Here is a 15,450-nt window from a genome sequence, read left to right on the forward strand (position 1 = left end):
TAACTACACCCTAATATAAAACAATTATGGAAAAAATAAAAAACATCACATTCATATGTTGTTGCTTCTTCGCTTTTTATACCCAAGCACAAAGTGGATGGACGAGAGAGGCAAAAGGATTTTATCTTCAGGCATCGGCGGCACATTTCTCTTCAAATACCTATTATACTACAGAAGGTAGATTGGCTGATCAAGGAAGTACTTTTAATACGAGTGCACTATTAATTTATGGCGAATACGGAATTTCAGATAGGTTTACGGCAATTGTTGATTTGCCATTGGTTCGTTTAAATAGTTTTAGCACTACAGAAACTGTTGGCGGTGTAGGTAATATTCAACTAGGGGTGAAGTATAAATTATTAAAAAGCTTCCCATTGTCATTACAGGTCGCATTAGATATACCGACTAATGATGGTAGTAATTTTGCGCAATCGAATAACGCTAATGCCTTTGGTGAGTTTGATGAAATAAATCTACCGGTTTCTGATGGGGAGTTTAATGTGTGGACAACCCTTGCAGCTTCACATGGTTTTAAAAATGGTAAAACTTACGCCTCTGCTTTCTCCAGTGTTAATTTTAGAACAGAAGATTTTAGTAATCAATTTCAGGCAGGGGTAGAGCTAGGTCATTTGTTTTTTGACAAACTGTATCTAATCGGTAAGCTTAAAATTCAAGAAAGATTATCTTCAGAAAACAATGTGCAAAGTGGATCTTTCCTATTCGGCGAGGGTACTACTTTTACTAATTACGGTATCACTACTATGTACAAGGTAACCGACCATTTTAATGTAGTGGCCCAATATTCTGACTATGCCGGTTTTTTAGTGGAGCGCAAGAATATTTACGATGGCGGTACATTTTCTTTAGGGGTTTCGTTCGAATATTAAAGAGCTAAAATACAGGGTATAGATTAGTGAAAATACCCTGTATTTTATCTTTTGCCTAACTCGATTACTTCAAGGTCTTTGATATTATCACCCTCTATAACAAAACGTAACATGGTACGTACTTGATGAAAACCATGCTTTCCGCATGCTCCAGGGTTCATGTGTAAAACACCTAACTTTTTATCCATCATTACCTTTAAAATATGCGAATGTCCGGATATGAATAATTTTGGCGGATTTTCTCTGATCATATCTCGGGTCCTCATATTATACTTAGGTGGGTATCCTCCTATATGGGTTATAAAAACATCAACACCCTCACAAAAAAATCGGTTGTTCTCAGGGAATTCTTTTTGAATAATATGGTCGTCAATATTTCCATATACTCCTTTCAAAGGTTTTAATTTCGCAATAGCATCGGTTACATATAAAGATCCAATATCACCGGCATGCCATACTTCATCTGCCCATTTTACATGCTTTAAAATGGCGTCGTCTATATGCGAATGAGTATCAGAAAGTAAGAGTATTTTAGTCATTTTTAGATTTCAATTTGATTGGGAAAATAGATTCGTTGTATCGAGCAATTGATATTCTTATTTGACTTTGCTAGATCGAATGTTAAAACGTATCCTTTTTAATACCTTTGTGAAGTACAAAACTAGCACATACTTTTGAGATTCTTCATTCAATTTTCATACTTCGGTAAAGCTTATCATGGCTGGCAAAATCAGCCCAATGCTATAACTGTTCAAGAAGTGCTTGAGAACGGCATGTCTAAACTCTTAAATTTACCTGTTTCGCTTATGGGTGCAGGTCGTACTGATACCGGTGTTCATGCCAAAGAAATGTATGCCCATTTCGATATTGATGCTTTAGATAATATACCTGAATATATTTTTAGATTAAATTCTTTCTTGCCAAATGATATTGCGGTTGATCGAATTTTTGAAGTAGAAGATGATGCACATGCACGTTTTCATGCTACGGAAAGAACTTATGAATATCATATTGATAAAAAGAAAGACCCTTTTTCTACAGATTTGGCTCATTTTGTAAAGAAAGACTTGGACATAGCTCAGATGAATAGTGCCGCGGTACTGTTGTTGGGTAAAAAGGATTTTGAATGTTTTTCAAAGTCAAATACAGATGTGTACACTTATATTTGCGACCTAAGAGAGGCAAAATGGGAGCTAAAAAATGATAAACTTGTTTTTACGATTACAGCAGACCGATTTCTGCGTAATATGGTTAGGGCCATTGTAGGAACATTAATTAATGTGGGATTGGGTAAATACCCTGCAGACTATGTTAATACCATATTAAAAAGCAAGGAAAGAACAAAAGCAGGCGTTTCTGTTCCTGCAAAAGGATTATATTTGACCTCTATTGTTTACCCCAATACTATTTTAAAGAATGGATAAGGATTCTGGCAAAGCATTTGACACTCGTCTTTTTAAACGCTTACTCGCCTATACAAAACCGTACAAAATCACTTTTTATGGCGTTGCTTTGGCTGCCATATTATTGTCTTGTTTTGCGATTCTTACTCCCCTAATTGTCAAGAAAATTATTGATGAAGCCATAAAAGAAAGCAATGCAGAAATGTTGCTTAACTTAACAATTGCTATGTTGGTGGTGTTGCTTGGCCAAGTAATCTGTCAGCTAGCTTTTAATTATTATGCAAACTGGTTAGGCGAATCTGTTATTAAAGATGTTCGTATAAGTCTCTTCAAGAAAATGCTTTCTTTTAGAATGAAGTATTTTGATAATTCATCATTGGGCGTGTTGGTAACGAGAGCCGTTGCAGATATGCAGCGAATAGGTGAGATATTCAGTCAAGGATTTTTCGTTATTGTGGCAGATTTGCTGAAAATGGTAGTTGCTGCTGTTGTTATGTTATTTATAAATTGGAAACTCGCTTTAATTGTTTTTGCGCTGTTACCAATAATTATGTATGCTACAAGATGGTTTCAAAAAGCTATGAAAGTTGCTTTTACAGAAGTTAGGGCAGAGGTTTCTAACCTGAATTCATTTGTACAAGAACGTATTACAGGTATGAAAATAGTACAGCTATTTACCCGAGAAAAAATAGAAAGCGATAAGTTTAGAGAAATTAATGAAAAGCATAAGAAAGCTTGGTTGAAAACAGTTTGGTATAACTCCATTTTCTTCCCTATTGCTGAAATTGTTTCTTCACTTACCGTGGGATTAATTGTTTGGTACGGCGGATTGCAAAATGTCGCTAATATATCTACAGATATAGCAGGTACAATTTTCGCTTTTATTATGTTGATCGATTTGCTTTTTAGACCACTTCGTCAAATTGCAGATAAATTCAATACCCTACAAATGGGGATGGTTGCCGCTAATAGAGTTTTTAAAATTTTAGATACCGATAGCCATATACAAAATATAGGTTCTTTTGAAAAAGATGTAGTTAATGGCGATATCAAATTTGATGATGTTCATTTTGGGTACTTAGAAGATGAAGAGGTTTTACACGGAATTTCATTTGATGTAAAAGCAGGAGAAACAGTTGCTATTGTTGGTGCTACAGGTGCAGGTAAGAGTACAATAATAAATTTATTGAACAGGTTTTACGAGATTAATTCTGGCGCTATCTTGGTTGATGGCGTGGATATTAAAGAGTACAATTTATCATCATTACGCACGCACATAGCCGTAGTATTGCAAGATGTATTTTTGTTTGCCGATACGATTGCCAATAATATTTCTCTAAAAAACCCTGCGATAAGTGTTTCTGATATTGAGAATGCAGCTAAAGCTATTGGTGTAGACGAGTTTATAACGAGTTTGCCAGGCGGTTATCAGTATAATGTAAAAGAGAGAGGCACCATGCTTTCTAGTGGTCAGCGTCAATTAATTGCATTTTTACGGGCTTATGTGAGTAACCCAAGTATTCTTGTGTTAGATGAGGCTACATCATCTGTAGATACGTATTCTGAGCAATTAATACAGTCTGCCACAGATAAAATTACGCAAGGGAGAACTTCTATAGTTATTGCCCACCGTTTAGCTACGATTAAAAAAGCCGATAAAATTATTGTGATGGATGCGGGTAATATCGTAGAAACCGGTACACACAAACAACTACTAAAAAAAGGTGGTTACTATAGTAATTTATATGAGGCACAATTCTTATCTGAGGAGGTTGCTTAATTACGTTACCATTTTTTGAAATGTGTCAGTAAAAAGTGCTGTATAAATTTGTTTAAAAAATTAAGAGTTTCTTGAAAATTACCTACGTTAAATGAAATGCTCATTAATTAATAGATGCGAAATCATTTAAATTAAATACTCCGGTAAGCATTAAAATAAGCATTATACCCATTATCGTAATAAAGAAGATTGTAATAACTAAAAATAGGTAGATCACTGATTTCCACAATAGATTCTTAATTGAATATCTATTTAATCTTTGTAAGACATAAATTGAATAAAGAAGTGTTGCAACTAGAAGTGGCTTACTCATCTCCACATAGTAATCAGGATTAATAACTAAAGTACCTATACCTATTGGAAATGTTACTATGCTATAATGGGCCATTATGTAGATAAAAACTACAATGTATTCTGAGAAGTTGTATTTTATTTTATTGAAAAGTAGATAAGCTGGTAAAGCTAAAACAGGAAAATATATCAAAAACATAAACGAGCTGTAATCAAATACAAATTCTGAATATTTTTCTGCAAACTCAGGATTCATGTTATTTGACCCACCCGTAAAATCTATATTTGACGCATAGAATTTTTTAATCAAAAAAACGGTTATTCCAGAAAGGGTTAAGGCTATACCTAGATAACTAATTGGATTCAAATATTTCTTTCGAGTACCTGAGATATAACCACTCAATACTACTTCTGGCTTTGAGAATAGATGTAAAAATGTTTTAAGAAAGCTGTTATCTAAATTAAAATATCTTTCAAAAATATCGAAACTTAAATTTTTTAAAGTTATTCTGTGACGTATAACCTTAGCACCACAATCAGGACAAAAACTATAGTCTGTTCTTAGGTTGGTATGGCAGTTTTTACATTCCACTAAATCAAATCTTGTTTAAGCATATTCCCCAATTGGGTAATGGAATCGTAAAGAACAAATTCTCCGTTTTTAATATAAGATATCAATCCTGTTTCTTCACTTACTACGATGCTTAGGGCATCGGTCTTTTCACTTATTCCTACTGCGGCTCTATGTCGTAATCCAAAACGCAGCGGAATATTACGCTCGTTCGAAACTGGTAAAATTACTCTCGTAGCAACAATATAATTTCCAACGATAACAGCAGCACCATCATGTAGTGTACTGTTTTTGTAAAAAATACTTTCAAGAATAGGTTGGTTAATTTCGATATTCATTCGATCGCCCGTGCTCTTTATAAAATCTAAGGAGTTGCTGCGCTCGATAACCAAAATAGCTCCTGTTTTGGTGCTAGCCATTTTCTCGCATGCTTTTAATATGGCCTCAACATCTGTATCTGTGGATAAACCTTCTTGCTTTAAGAATTTGAAATGCTTTACAAAGTTTCTCTTATTTGCGAAATTTGTAGAGCCGATCATTAAAAGGAATTTTCTGATCTCTTGTTGAAAAACTATGATTAGGGCAATAAGTCCGACTTGCATAAATGCACCTACCATACTGCTAATCATTTGCATATCTAGCAATTCGGTCAATTTCCAAAAAGCCCAGACAATGACAATCCCGATAAAAATATTGATAGCAACCGATCCCCTAACTAATTTGTAGATATAGTATAGAAGTACGGCAACAAATATGATGTCTAAAACATCTGTAATCTTAAAGTCAATAAAATTTAAAAAATCCAATCAGTTCCGTTTTAGTAAAATTAAGAAAATTGATAACAACAAATAGATATAAACTTAGGCATTTAATTGTTCATAGAGTTTTACACATTCCATGGCTTCTTTTACGTCATGTACTCTAAGAATTTTAGCCCCTTTTTGCAAGCAGACCATATGTAATGCCGTTGTGCCGTTTAATGCTTGATCGGCAGTTATGTTTAAAGTTTTATAAATCATCGATTTTCTGCTGATGCCTGCCAATAATGGGTGTTCAATGATTTTCATTACTTCCATATGGTTTAAGAGCTCGTAGTTTTGGTGCAAATTTTTAGCAAAGCCAAAACCTGGGTCAATGATAATATCTTTTATTCCTAATGCCTTAGCAGCCACCAATCTTTCAGAAAAAAATGAAAGAACTTCTTTTACAACATCTTCATAATCTATTTTTTGCTGCATGGTTTGTGGTGTGCCGCGCATATGCATCATAATGTATGGTACGTGTAATTTTGCTACGGTGGGGAACATTTTGTCATCCTGCAATCCCGCAGAAATATCATTAATTATGGCAGCGCCATTTTCAATGCATTCTTTAACAACACTACTTCTAAAGGTATCTATAGAGAGTATGGTGTCTGGAAAATTCTTAAGAATTAAATCAACAATAGGTACAATCCGTTTTAACTCGGTAGCTTCATCAACTTCTAAAGCACCTGGTCTAGTGCTATAAGCGCCAACGTCAATGAAAGTGGCGCCTTCGTTTAGCATTTTGTCAACCTGATTTAGAATACTCTTTTCGTCTTTGTATTTTCCGCCATCGAAAAAGGAATCGGGAGTAACATTCAAAATGCCCATTACCTTGGGCTGATCTAATGATAAAAGTTTACCGTTGCAATTTATCGTCATTATCAATTTTTAAAAGGAATTTGTGGCATTTTCCAAGTTTAAACCGCCAATCTTGATGGTTACAATTTTTTAAGCGAAATTTACACAAATTAGATAGAATTACATGCTAGATACGGCAAAGGAATACGATGAAGTTATTGAGGTTTGTTTAAATCTGTTCCAGAAAAAAATGACAGATTACGGTAGTGCATGGCGAATTTTAAGATTGCCGTCGCTAACAGATCAAATATTTATAAAGGCACAACGAATACGTAGTCTTCAAGAGAACGATGTTCGTAAGGTTGATGAAGGTGAACGTTCAGAGTTTATTGGGATAATCAATTACTCGGTAATGGCATTAATTCAATTAGAACTTGGTGTTGTTGATCAGCCGGATCTAAATACTGAAAAAGCCGTAGAATTATACGCAAAGCATATTAAAGTTACTAAAGAATTGATGTTGAACAAGAACCATGATTATGGTGAAGCTTGGCGAGATATGAGAGTAAGTTCTCTTACAGATTTAATTTTACAGAAATTACTTCGAGTAAAACAGATAGAAGATAATAAAGGTAAAACTTTGGTAAGCGAAGGCATAGATGCCAATTATCAAGACATGATTAATTATGCTGTTTTTGCATTGATACATTTAGGCTCAGAATCAAAATAATAATAAGAATGAGGTATTTAGTAGGTGTCGTAAGAATTTTTGTTGGTATACTTTTTATTATAAGCGGATTTATAAAACTGAACGACCCTGTTGGTTTTTCTTTTAAGTTAGAAGAATATTTTAGTCAAGGTGTGTTAGATCTACCTTTTCTAACTCCTTTTGCATTGGCAATTTCAATTTTAGTGGTGATTGTTGAAGTCATGGTTGGTGTTATGCTAATACTGGGCTACAAACGAAAATTTACTATATGGACGCTAATCGCTATGATCGTGTTCTTCACATTTCTAACCTTTTACTCGGCTTACTTTAATAAAGTAACCGATTGTGGCTGTTTTGGCGATGCGATAAAGCTTACCCCTTGGGAGTCTTTTACCAAAGATGTGGTGCTTTTAGTACTAATTTTAATCATATATGTAGGTAGAAAATATATTACACCGTTAGTAAATTCAAAAGTCTTGACGACAGTTTTGGCAACATCATTTTTGGCTTGTGTTGGTTACATGTATTATGTATTAAATCACTTGCCAGTAATAGATTTTAGACCTTATGAAATAGGTAAGAACATTGAAGAGGGTATGAGTACACCAGATGATGCGCCTAAAGCTGTTTTTGAATACAGATGGAAGTTCAATGTAAATGGTACTGAAGAAATTCATATTAGTAATGGAGACTACCCAACTGTAGATGGGGAATTTATAGATGTTGAAACGGAGGAGATTCAAGCGGGTTATGAACCACCTGTTCATGATTTTACCATAGAGCAGGAAGGAGAAGACTTCGCAGCTTCTTTATTACAAGAACCAAAATTGGTTATGGTTATAGCCTATGATTTAAGAAAAACAAATTTAGAAGAGTTCAATAATATTAAAACAGTATCCGACAAGGCCATAAAAGCCGGATATAAAATAATAGGGATGTCAGCATCTGGACCAGATCAAACTGATGCTTTGGTAAAAGAGTACAACCTAGGTTTTGATTTTTACTTTACTGATGAGATTACTCTGAAGACTATTGTTAGGTCTAACCCCGGAGTATTGGTTTTAGAAAAAGGAACCATAAAACAAAAAGTGCATTACAACGATTTAGAAGATTTAATCTTCAATTAAGACATTAAAGCGAAATAGTATAATTAGAAATAAAACAACATGAGAGCAAAGATAGTAGCAGGTAACTGGAAAATGAACAAGAATTTGGAGGAAACTGAAACGCTTTTAGCAGAGTTGGCGGCAAAATTGCCAGATACGAATGCAGAAGTTATGGTTGCACCAACATATGTAAACTTGGCTAGTGCCGTACGTGCTTTAGAAAGTTCTAAAATTGAAGTTATTGCACAGAACATGCATTATGCCGAAAGTGGTGCATTTACTGGTGAGATTTCTGCAGATATGTTATTGAACATTGGTATCGATACCGCAATTATCGGACACTCAGAAAGAAGAGCTTATTTTGGTGAAGGCGATGAAATACTTTCAAAGAAAGTTATTACGGCTTTAAATAAAGGTATTCGTGTAATGTTCTGTTTCGGTGAGGAATTAGAAGATCGTAAATCTGGTAACCATTTTAAATTAGTTGAAAGTCAGTTAAAGAATGTACTTTTTAGTTTAGAGCCAGCTGCTTGGTCGAATATTGTTTTGGCATATGAGCCGGTTTGGGCAATTGGTACAGGTGAGACTGCTTCTCCTGAACAAGCTCAAGAAATGCATGCATTTATTCGTAAAACTATTTCAGAAGCATTTGATGCTACTATAGCTAATAATGTAACTATTCTTTACGGTGGTAGTGTTAAGCCAAGTAATGCAGAGGAAATTTTTTCTAAACCAGATGTTGATGGTGGTTTAATCGGTGGTGCCTCTTTAGTGGCTGACGATTTTATTGCGATTATTAAAGCTATTTAAGCGAAGTATTTAAAATGAGCGATACAGTATATATTGAATACCGTTTTACGGTAAAACCTAAAGATCCAGCTTCAGACCTTCTCATTGCAGAGTTGGGTGAAGCTGGTTTTGAAAGTTTTGTTGAAGAAGAAGATGATGTGTTGGCATACATTCAAAAAACTGATTGGTCTGAAGGTATGTTAGAGGATCTTCCGATACTACAGAATCCGAGATATGCATTCACCTACGACTATAAAGAAATAGAGCAAGAAAACTGGAACGCTACTTGGGAGCAAAATTTTCAACCTATTATTGTTGATGATATTTGTATGATTAGGGCTCCGTTTCATGATGCTATTGATGTGGATTATGACATTGTTATCGAACCAAAAATGAGTTTTGGTACAGGTCATCATGAAACAACTCATATGATGCTACAGCATATTCTTCAGCTAGATTTAAAAGGGAAGACGGTTTTAGATATGGGTAGTGGTACAGGAGTTTTAGCAATTCTTGCGGGTATGCGCGGTGCTACTATTATCGATGCCATCGATATTGATAATTGGTGTTATTTGAATGCCAAAGAGAATGTTGAGCGTAATAATATGGACTTCATTTCTGTTTACGAAGGCGATGTTGTTTTATTAGAGGGTAAGAAGTATGATTTAATTATCGCTAATATAAATAGAAACATTTTATTGGCAGATCTACCTAGTTATGCAAAATCTTTGAATTCAGGTGGCACATTATTGTTAAGTGGTTTTTACACAGAAGATTTAGAAATGATTACAGAAAAGTGCACTGAATTAGCGTTAAAGTTTGAAAAAAATCTTGAACGTAATAATTGGGTTGCTGCAAAATATGTAAATTAGGAGGTATTAATTGGAATATGATGGGTACAAGAGAAGAAATATCCGAAGAGCTACTTTTAGAAGAAGAAACGGTTCAACAAAATGAAATCGTTCTTTTTAATGATGAGGTCAATACATTCGACCATGTTATTCATACATTAATTTCTGTTTGCGAGCATTCACCAGAACAAGCCGAGCAATGTTCTTTAATTGTACATTACAAAGGTAAGTGTACGGTTAAAACTGGTGAGTATGAAGAATTAAAACCACAATGCTCTAAATTGTTGCAAGCAGGATTAAGTGCAGAAATTGTTTGAGTTAAACTCCAATGCTTTATAGAATTTTAAAATAGTATTGAAATAAAAAAATCCCTTGATTTACTCAAGGGATTTTTTTATTTCAATTAAACTCTTAAAAGAAATTTTAATAAGTCTTATTATATCAAGCTTATACTAAAGGTACTCCGTTCAAACGTTTTTCAATCTTCTTCTTTTTGACTGTAACTTCTTTCATTACATCCATCAAAGAAGAATCTTTGTTTTCCTTATATATTTCATTAATGCTTAAAATAAGTGCTTTTGCCTCTCTCGACGCTTCTACTCGGTCACTGGTAGACATATTACTCATTTTTCGACCTATAAATTCCTGAGCTTTTTCAAGTAACTCCATGTGCTGCTTTTTTTTCAAAGTTAACATAATATTCAAATTACGCAATTCTTTGTCAATTGTATATGCTTATAGGGCAATTAGATAATAGTATTTATGAACAATTTAACGAAAATGGGGTGTTTAGAGGTTAATTTTTTGGTTCTAATGTAAATTTTAGCTTTTCATTTTGTAAAATTTGTCTCTTTTGCGAGTTTGTATCATATAAATTGTGTTTAATTCAAGAGTTTTCCATTCTAAATTATAAATCGCTTAATTTGAATGATACAAATTGATAATTAATGTAAATTTCGATTGGTTTACTTGCTAAATATTTAAAATTAGATATATTTGTGTAATCGATTGCATAAAATTCAAAAGTTCTTCAAATATTATTTTAAGTTCATTTTATGCAATTGTAGAATTAGTAAGAGATGTGGTTTTATAGGTTGTGTTTGTTTTAATTCTTAATGTTGAATTTAGAATTACCAGCTCTTTAGTATAATCACATTGAATTTTGAAGAATAATGGGCATAGAATTTAGTAATTCTCTATGTAATCAGAACCGAAAAATAACGAGCAATGCTATGGTGAAAAATAAAACCTTTATAACTACTGATTTTCTATTGGAAAATAAATTTTCACAAAGGCTTTTTCATGATTACGCTTCTCAAATGCCGATCATAGATTACCATTGCCATTTACCTCCGAATGAGATAGCAAATAACCGTCAGTTTGAAAACCTGACAAAAATATGGAATGATGGTGACCATTATAAATGGCGTGCAATGCGAACTTTTGGTATCGATGAAAAATATATTACGGGCGATGCTCCAGACAAAGAAAAATTTCTTGAATGGGGTAAAGCAGTACCCTATACGTTAAGAAACCCATTATATCATTGGACACATCTAGAACTGCAACGTTATTTTGATATTGATTTATTACTAAATGCCGATACAGCTAGTGACATTTATGATGAGACGACGGCAAAACTTCAAACTGCAGAATATAGCTGCCAAAGTTTAATAAGCAAGATGAATGTTGAGGTTATCTGTACTACTGAAGATCCTACTGATAGCTTAGATCATCATGTTAAAATTAAGAGTAGTAATTTTAATACAAAGGTAAGTACAGCCTTTAGACCAGATAAGGCAATTGTTATTTCTAATGACACCTACCTTGAGTACTTAGAAAAACTTTCAGTTGTTAGTAAGGTAAATATCGATTCTTATAAATCTTTGTGTGATGCGCTTTCTTTACGATTGGACTATTTTGCTGAAAATGGATGTACACTATCCGATCACGGATTAAGCTATGTTCCGTTCAGAAAATTCACCGATGCTGAAATTGAAAATATTTTTCAAAAGAGGACGGAGAGAAAAGAATTGACTTTAGAGGAGGATGAAAAATTCCAAACTGCGATCTTATTATTTTTATGTGAACAATACCATTCTCGAGGATGGATACAACAATTTCATTTAGGTGCATTACGAAATAATAACGCCAGAATGACCCGTATATTAGGTCCGGATACTGGTTGGGATTCTATAGGCGATTATTCTCAAGCAAGAACCCTTTCCAGCTTTTTAAATGCCTTAGATTCTAAAGACAAACTTACCAAGACCATATTATATAATCTTAACCCAGCAGATAACGAGGTGTCGGCAACCATGATCGGTAATTACAATGATGGTAAGGTTAAAGGTAAAATGCAATTTGGTTCTGGTTGGTGGTTTATGGATCAAAAAGATGGCATGACAAGACAGTTGAATGCACTTTCTAATATGGGATTAATTAGTTGTTTTATAGGAATGTTAACCGATTCTCGAAGCTTTTTATCTTTTCCCAGGCATGAATATTTTAGAAGAATTGTGTGCAATCTTTTTGGTCAAGAAATGGAAAGGGGAGAACTACCACAAGATTTTGAACTGGTCGGTAAAATAATTCAAGACATTAGTTATAACAACGCTAAAGAGTATTTCAAATTCTAGAGTCGACATCAGGTCTACAAATAAAGTAGACGAATTAATTATAAAAAATACTGGTTTTAATAATCAGATAAGCTAAACATATGAAAAGTAAAAGAATACTATTTATGGTCATTTTGATGATCACCTTTATGGGGTGTGGTATTCAAAATGGAACGAAGACGTTACGTTTGGGTCACGGTCTAGATGTTAGCCATTCGGTGCATAAGGCGATGGTGAAAATGGCAGAAGATTTATCTACTCGTTCAGGCGGTAAGCTCAAATTAGAAATTTACCCTAGTCAACAATTAGGTACCGAAAGAGAATGTTTAGAACTTTTACAGATTGGCAGCTTAGATATGACCAAGGTTTCTGTTGGTGTTTTAGAGAATTTTGCACCTAAAATGAAGGTGCTTGGGTTACCTTTTTTATTTAGAGACCGTCAACATTCTTTCGATGTGCTTGACGGACCCATTGGAGAAATGCTCTTAAACGAAGGTGAGAAATATTGGTTAAAAGGTTTGGGGTATTATGATGCTGGTAGCCGTAGTTTTTATACGATGAATAAACCAATTGAAAAACCAGACGATTTAATCGGTGAAAAGATAAGGGTTATGGAAAGTGCTACTGCTGTTAATATGGTAAAAGCCCTTGGTGGTTCGCCAACTCCTATTTCATGGGGTGAGTTATACACTTCATTACAACAAGGTGTCGTTGATGGTGCAGAGAACAATCCGCCAAGTTTTTACCTATCTAGACATTATGAAGTTTGTAAATACTATTCTTTAGATGAACATACAGTTCTACCAGATGTATTATTGATTGGTACCTATGTCTATGATAAGTTGAATGAACAAGAAAAGAAGTGGCTGAATGAATCGGTAAAAGAATCTGTAAAATACCAGCGTATTCTTTGGGCTGAAGCAGAAGAGGAGGCTTTACGAGAAGTTCAAAAAGCAGGTGTACAAATCATAAGACCAGATAAAACGCTTTTTGCAGAAAAAGTACAAAGTATTTTCGAAGGTTATAAAGAGGATAAAGAAATGTATTCGCTTATCAAACAAATTCAAGAAACCAACTAGTGTACTATGCGAAGTAAAATAGATTCTGTTTTAGGCAAGACCTTGGTACTAATTATGTCAGTAATGGTCATAAATGTACTTTGGCAAGTATTTACAAGATATGTAACCGGTAATCCAAGTTCATTTACCGATGAGCTGGCTCGTTACCTTATGATTTGGATCGGTGTTCTTGGTGCTGCATACGTATCTGGGCAAAATCTACATGTGGCTATTGATATTTTACCATTAAGGCAGAGCAAAAAAACACAGAAAAAATTAAAAGTTATTGTAACCAGTTTAATTATTCTATTTGTCTTTTTTGCTTTTGTAATTGGGGGGTCAAGGTTGGTCTACATCTCTTACGTTCTCGGGCAACAATCACCAGCGCTGCAACTTCCACTAGCGGTAGTTTATCTTATAATCCCCATTAGCGGTTTACTGATTATGTATTACAAAATATCTGACCTAAAAAATATCAACTCATGATGGAGCATTTACCAATTATTGTTTTAGTACTAAGCTTTATCTGTTTGTTATCTATTGGTATGCCTGTAGCTTGGAGTATTGCAATTTCGTCATTATTGACCATGTTGGTTAGTATACCGGCAATGCCGGCATTCACTACCGTATCGCAGCGTATGGCGACCGGTTTAGATAGTTTTGCGTTGTTGGCAATTCCGTTTTTTGTTTTATCGGGAGAGCTCATGAACAAGGGCGGTATAGCCCATAGACTTATCGCTTTTGCAAAGACCTTAGTAGGCTCTTTTCCTGGCGGATTGGCTTTGATAAACGTCATAGCTGCTATGTTAATGGGAGCTATAGCAGGTTCGGCAATGGCGTCTGCATCTGCCATGGGAAGCATCTTAGGTCCTGAGATGGAAAAAGAAGGCTATTCTAAAGAATTCGGTGCTGCTGTAAATATAACCTCGGCGACTACAGGTTTAATAATTCCTCCAAGTAATGTATTAATTGTCTATTCTTTAGCAAGTGGTGGAGCATCTATAGCGGCGTTATTCTTGGCAGGATACATTCCTGGTATTATGACAGGGCTATTTCTTATGATTGTCGCATCTTTTTGGGCAAAAAAGAAAAAATATAAAGTAGGTAAACGCAGTAGTTTGAAAGAGGTAGGCAAAACATTTATTGATGCTTTACCTAGTCTATTTATGCTGGTTGTAGTTATTGGAGGTATCGTTACAGGAATTTTTACGGCAACAGAGGCATCTGCTATCGCGGTATTGTATAGTTTAATTCTTGGCTTTATTTACAAGGAGATTACCTTGCCGAAATTACCTAAAATATTATTAGATTCTTCAGCAACGACTGCAATAGTTATGTTGTTGATTGGTTCGTCTATGTGTATGTCTTGGGCATTGTCTTACGAAAATATTCCGCAAGATATCAGCAGCGGACTTTTAAGTTTAAGTGATAATAAGATCGTCATTCTTTTGATCATCAACTTGCTGTTGTTGTTCGTCGGTATTTTTATGGATATGACGCCTGCCGTTCTAATTTTTACACCGATATTCTTACCGGTAGTGACCAAACTAGGACTCGACCCTGTTCATTTTGGAATCATCATGGTATTGAATCTTTGTATTGGTCTGTGTACACCGCCTGTAGGATCGGTATTGTTTGTTGGGGTAGGGGTAGCTAAAACCACTATTGAGAAGGTATTTAAACCCTTGCTACCTTTATTTATAGCGATGATTGTTGCACTATTCTTGGTTACTTATATTCCGCAATTAAGCTTATGGCTACCAAGTTTATTTGATTTGTAGCA

At 34.5% G+C, this 15,450-nt stretch carries 17 protein-coding genes; 12 read left to right on the forward strand and 5 right to left on the reverse strand.

The genetic code is table 11. The features are described from left to right. Positions 1-26 precede the first annotated feature (26 nt). The gene (locus ACPF9A_RS15140) at positions 27-887 is read left to right on the forward strand and encodes a hypothetical protein (protein ID WP_423998281.1); all 861 of its coding nucleotides are present in this window, start codon (positions 27-29) and stop codon (positions 885-887) included. A 44-nt stretch (positions 888-931) separates the two neighbouring features. Here the strand turns inward: ACPF9A_RS15140 and ACPF9A_RS15145 are convergent, their stop codons facing one another. Further along, positions 932-1,426 (reverse strand): metallophosphoesterase family protein, encoded by a 495-nt coding sequence (locus ACPF9A_RS15145; RefSeq protein WP_423998283.1) that lies wholly within the window; start codon positions 1,424-1,426, stop codon positions 932-934. Between the two features lie 135 nt (positions 1,427-1,561). Between ACPF9A_RS15145 and truA the strand changes: the two genes are divergently transcribed. Further along, on the forward strand, positions 1,562-2,311 hold the full coding sequence (gene truA, locus ACPF9A_RS15150; protein WP_423998284.1) for a tRNA pseudouridine(38-40) synthase TruA: 750 nt from the start codon (positions 1,562-1,564) through the stop codon (positions 2,309-2,311). After that, positions 2,304-4,070 (forward strand): ABC transporter ATP-binding protein, encoded by a 1,767-nt coding sequence (locus ACPF9A_RS15155; RefSeq protein WP_423998286.1) that lies wholly within the window; start codon positions 2,304-2,306, stop codon positions 4,068-4,070. The genes truA and ACPF9A_RS15155 overlap by 8 nt, the downstream gene beginning before the upstream one ends. Positions 4,071-4,173: 103 nt before the next feature. Here the strand turns inward: ACPF9A_RS15155 and ACPF9A_RS15160 are convergent, their stop codons facing one another. Genes ACPF9A_RS15160 through folP form a run of 3 tightly spaced genes read right to left on the reverse strand, consistent with a single transcriptional unit; the run spans position 4,174 to position 6,617 of the window. Continuing rightward, positions 4,174-4,953: a DUF3667 domain-containing protein gene (locus ACPF9A_RS15160; RefSeq protein ID WP_423998288.1), complete on the reverse strand. Its 780-nt coding sequence runs from the start codon at positions 4,951-4,953 to the stop codon at positions 4,174-4,176. After that, the gene (locus ACPF9A_RS15165) at positions 4,953-5,738 is read right to left on the reverse strand and encodes a diadenylate cyclase (RefSeq protein WP_423998290.1); all 786 of its coding nucleotides are present in this window, start codon (positions 5,736-5,738) and stop codon (positions 4,953-4,955) included. The genes ACPF9A_RS15160 and ACPF9A_RS15165 overlap by 1 nt, the downstream gene beginning before the upstream one ends. A gap of 54 nt (positions 5,739-5,792) precedes the next feature. Beyond that, on the reverse strand, positions 5,793-6,617 hold the full coding sequence (gene folP, locus ACPF9A_RS15170; protein ID WP_423998292.1) for a dihydropteroate synthase: 825 nt from the start codon (positions 6,615-6,617) through the stop codon (positions 5,793-5,795). 103 nt (positions 6,618-6,720) lie between these two features. Between folP and ACPF9A_RS15175 the strand changes: the two genes are divergently transcribed. The 5 genes from ACPF9A_RS15175 to ACPF9A_RS15195 are packed head-to-tail and all read left to right on the forward strand — an operon-like array spanning position 6,721 to position 10,308. Then, positions 6,721-7,266, forward strand: a complete 546-nt coding sequence (locus ACPF9A_RS15175) for a DUF1599 domain-containing protein (protein ID WP_423998294.1) — start codon at positions 6,721-6,723, stop codon at positions 7,264-7,266. Positions 7,267-7,274: 8 nt separating this feature from the next. Next, positions 7,275-8,372: a BT_3928 family protein gene (locus tag ACPF9A_RS15180; RefSeq protein WP_423998296.1), complete on the forward strand. Its 1,098-nt coding sequence runs from the start codon at positions 7,275-7,277 to the stop codon at positions 8,370-8,372. 39 nt (positions 8,373-8,411) lie between these two features. Beyond that, positions 8,412-9,161 (forward strand): triose-phosphate isomerase, encoded by a 750-nt coding sequence (gene tpiA, locus ACPF9A_RS15185; RefSeq protein ID WP_423998298.1) that lies wholly within the window; start codon positions 8,412-8,414, stop codon positions 9,159-9,161. Positions 9,162-9,175: 14 nt separating this feature from the next. Continuing rightward, positions 9,176-10,012 carry a 50S ribosomal protein L11 methyltransferase gene (prmA, locus tag ACPF9A_RS15190; protein WP_423998300.1) on the forward strand — a complete coding sequence of 279 codons (837 nt, stop codon included), beginning with the start codon at positions 9,176-9,178 and terminating at the stop codon, positions 10,010-10,012. A 20-nt stretch (positions 10,013-10,032) separates the two neighbouring features. Further along, a complete protein-coding gene (locus tag ACPF9A_RS15195) occupies positions 10,033-10,308 on the forward strand; it encodes an ATP-dependent Clp protease adaptor ClpS (protein ID WP_424004489.1) in 276 nt (91 codons plus the stop codon). 130 nt (positions 10,309-10,438) lie between these two features. Here the strand turns inward: ACPF9A_RS15195 and ACPF9A_RS15200 are convergent, their stop codons facing one another. After that, complete coding sequence (locus ACPF9A_RS15200) at positions 10,439-10,660, reverse strand: hypothetical protein (protein ID WP_423998302.1); 222 nt, start codon at positions 10,658-10,660, stop codon at positions 10,439-10,441. Positions 10,661-11,223: 563 nt separating this feature from the next. Between ACPF9A_RS15200 and uxaC the strand changes: the two genes are divergently transcribed. The 4 genes from uxaC (at position 11,224) to ACPF9A_RS15220 (ending at position 15,448) form a co-directional block, all read left to right on the forward strand. Then, positions 11,224-12,630: a glucuronate isomerase gene (gene uxaC / locus ACPF9A_RS15205; RefSeq protein WP_423998304.1), complete on the forward strand. Its 1,407-nt coding sequence runs from the start codon at positions 11,224-11,226 to the stop codon at positions 12,628-12,630. Positions 12,631-12,710: 80 nt separating this feature from the next. Then, entirely contained in the window at positions 12,711-13,688 is a 978-nt protein-coding gene (locus ACPF9A_RS15210; RefSeq protein ID WP_423998306.1) for a TRAP transporter substrate-binding protein, read from the forward strand. A gap of 6 nt (positions 13,689-13,694) precedes the next feature. Continuing rightward, on the forward strand, positions 13,695-14,153 hold the full coding sequence (locus tag ACPF9A_RS15215; protein WP_423998308.1) for a TRAP transporter small permease: 459 nt from the start codon (positions 13,695-13,697) through the stop codon (positions 14,151-14,153). Further along, positions 14,153-15,448 (forward strand): TRAP transporter large permease, encoded by a 1,296-nt coding sequence (locus tag ACPF9A_RS15220; RefSeq protein ID WP_424004491.1) that lies wholly within the window; start codon positions 14,153-14,155, stop codon positions 15,446-15,448. Before ACPF9A_RS15215 ends, ACPF9A_RS15220 begins: the two co-directional genes overlap by 1 nt. The last annotated feature ends 2 nt before the right edge of the window (positions 15,449-15,450 follow it).

The sequence above is a fragment of the Maribacter sp. IgM3_T14_3 genome (assembly GCF_049603095.1).
Classification (GTDB): Bacteria; Bacteroidota; Bacteroidia; order Flavobacteriales; family Flavobacteriaceae; genus Maribacter.

Excerpts from the sequence above, each read along its gene's own strand:
- ACPF9A_RS15140 (WP_423998281.1), top strand. The coding sequence starts at position 27 with ATGGAAAAAATAAAAAACATCACATTCATATGTTGTTGCTTCTTCGCT.
- ACPF9A_RS15145 (WP_423998283.1), bottom strand. The coding sequence starts at position 1,426 with ATGACTAAAATACTCTTACTTTCTGATACTCATTCGCATATAGACGAC.
- ACPF9A_RS15155 (WP_423998286.1), top strand. The coding sequence starts at position 2,304 with ATGGATAAGGATTCTGGCAAAGCATTTGACACTCGTCTTTTTAAACGC.
- folP (WP_423998292.1), bottom strand. The coding sequence starts at position 6,617 with ATGACGATAAATTGCAACGGTAAACTTTTATCATTAGATCAGCCCAAG.
- ACPF9A_RS15175 (WP_423998294.1), top strand. The coding sequence starts at position 6,721 with ATGCTAGATACGGCAAAGGAATACGATGAAGTTATTGAGGTTTGTTTA.
- ACPF9A_RS15180 (WP_423998296.1), top strand. The coding sequence starts at position 7,275 with ATGAGGTATTTAGTAGGTGTCGTAAGAATTTTTGTTGGTATACTTTTT.
- tpiA (WP_423998298.1), top strand. The coding sequence starts at position 8,412 with ATGAGAGCAAAGATAGTAGCAGGTAACTGGAAAATGAACAAGAATTTG.
- prmA (WP_423998300.1), top strand. The coding sequence starts at position 9,176 with ATGAGCGATACAGTATATATTGAATACCGTTTTACGGTAAAACCTAAA.
- ACPF9A_RS15195 (WP_424004489.1), top strand. The coding sequence starts at position 10,033 with ATGGGTACAAGAGAAGAAATATCCGAAGAGCTACTTTTAGAAGAAGAA.
- ACPF9A_RS15200 (WP_423998302.1), bottom strand. The coding sequence starts at position 10,660 with ATGGAGTTACTTGAAAAAGCTCAGGAATTTATAGGTCGAAAAATGAGT.
- uxaC (WP_423998304.1), top strand. The coding sequence starts at position 11,224 with ATGGTGAAAAATAAAACCTTTATAACTACTGATTTTCTATTGGAAAAT.
- ACPF9A_RS15210 (WP_423998306.1), top strand. The coding sequence starts at position 12,711 with ATGAAAAGTAAAAGAATACTATTTATGGTCATTTTGATGATCACCTTT.
- ACPF9A_RS15215 (WP_423998308.1), top strand. The coding sequence starts at position 13,695 with ATGCGAAGTAAAATAGATTCTGTTTTAGGCAAGACCTTGGTACTAATT.
- ACPF9A_RS15220 (WP_424004491.1), top strand. The coding sequence starts at position 14,153 with ATGGAGCATTTACCAATTATTGTTTTAGTACTAAGCTTTATCTGTTTG.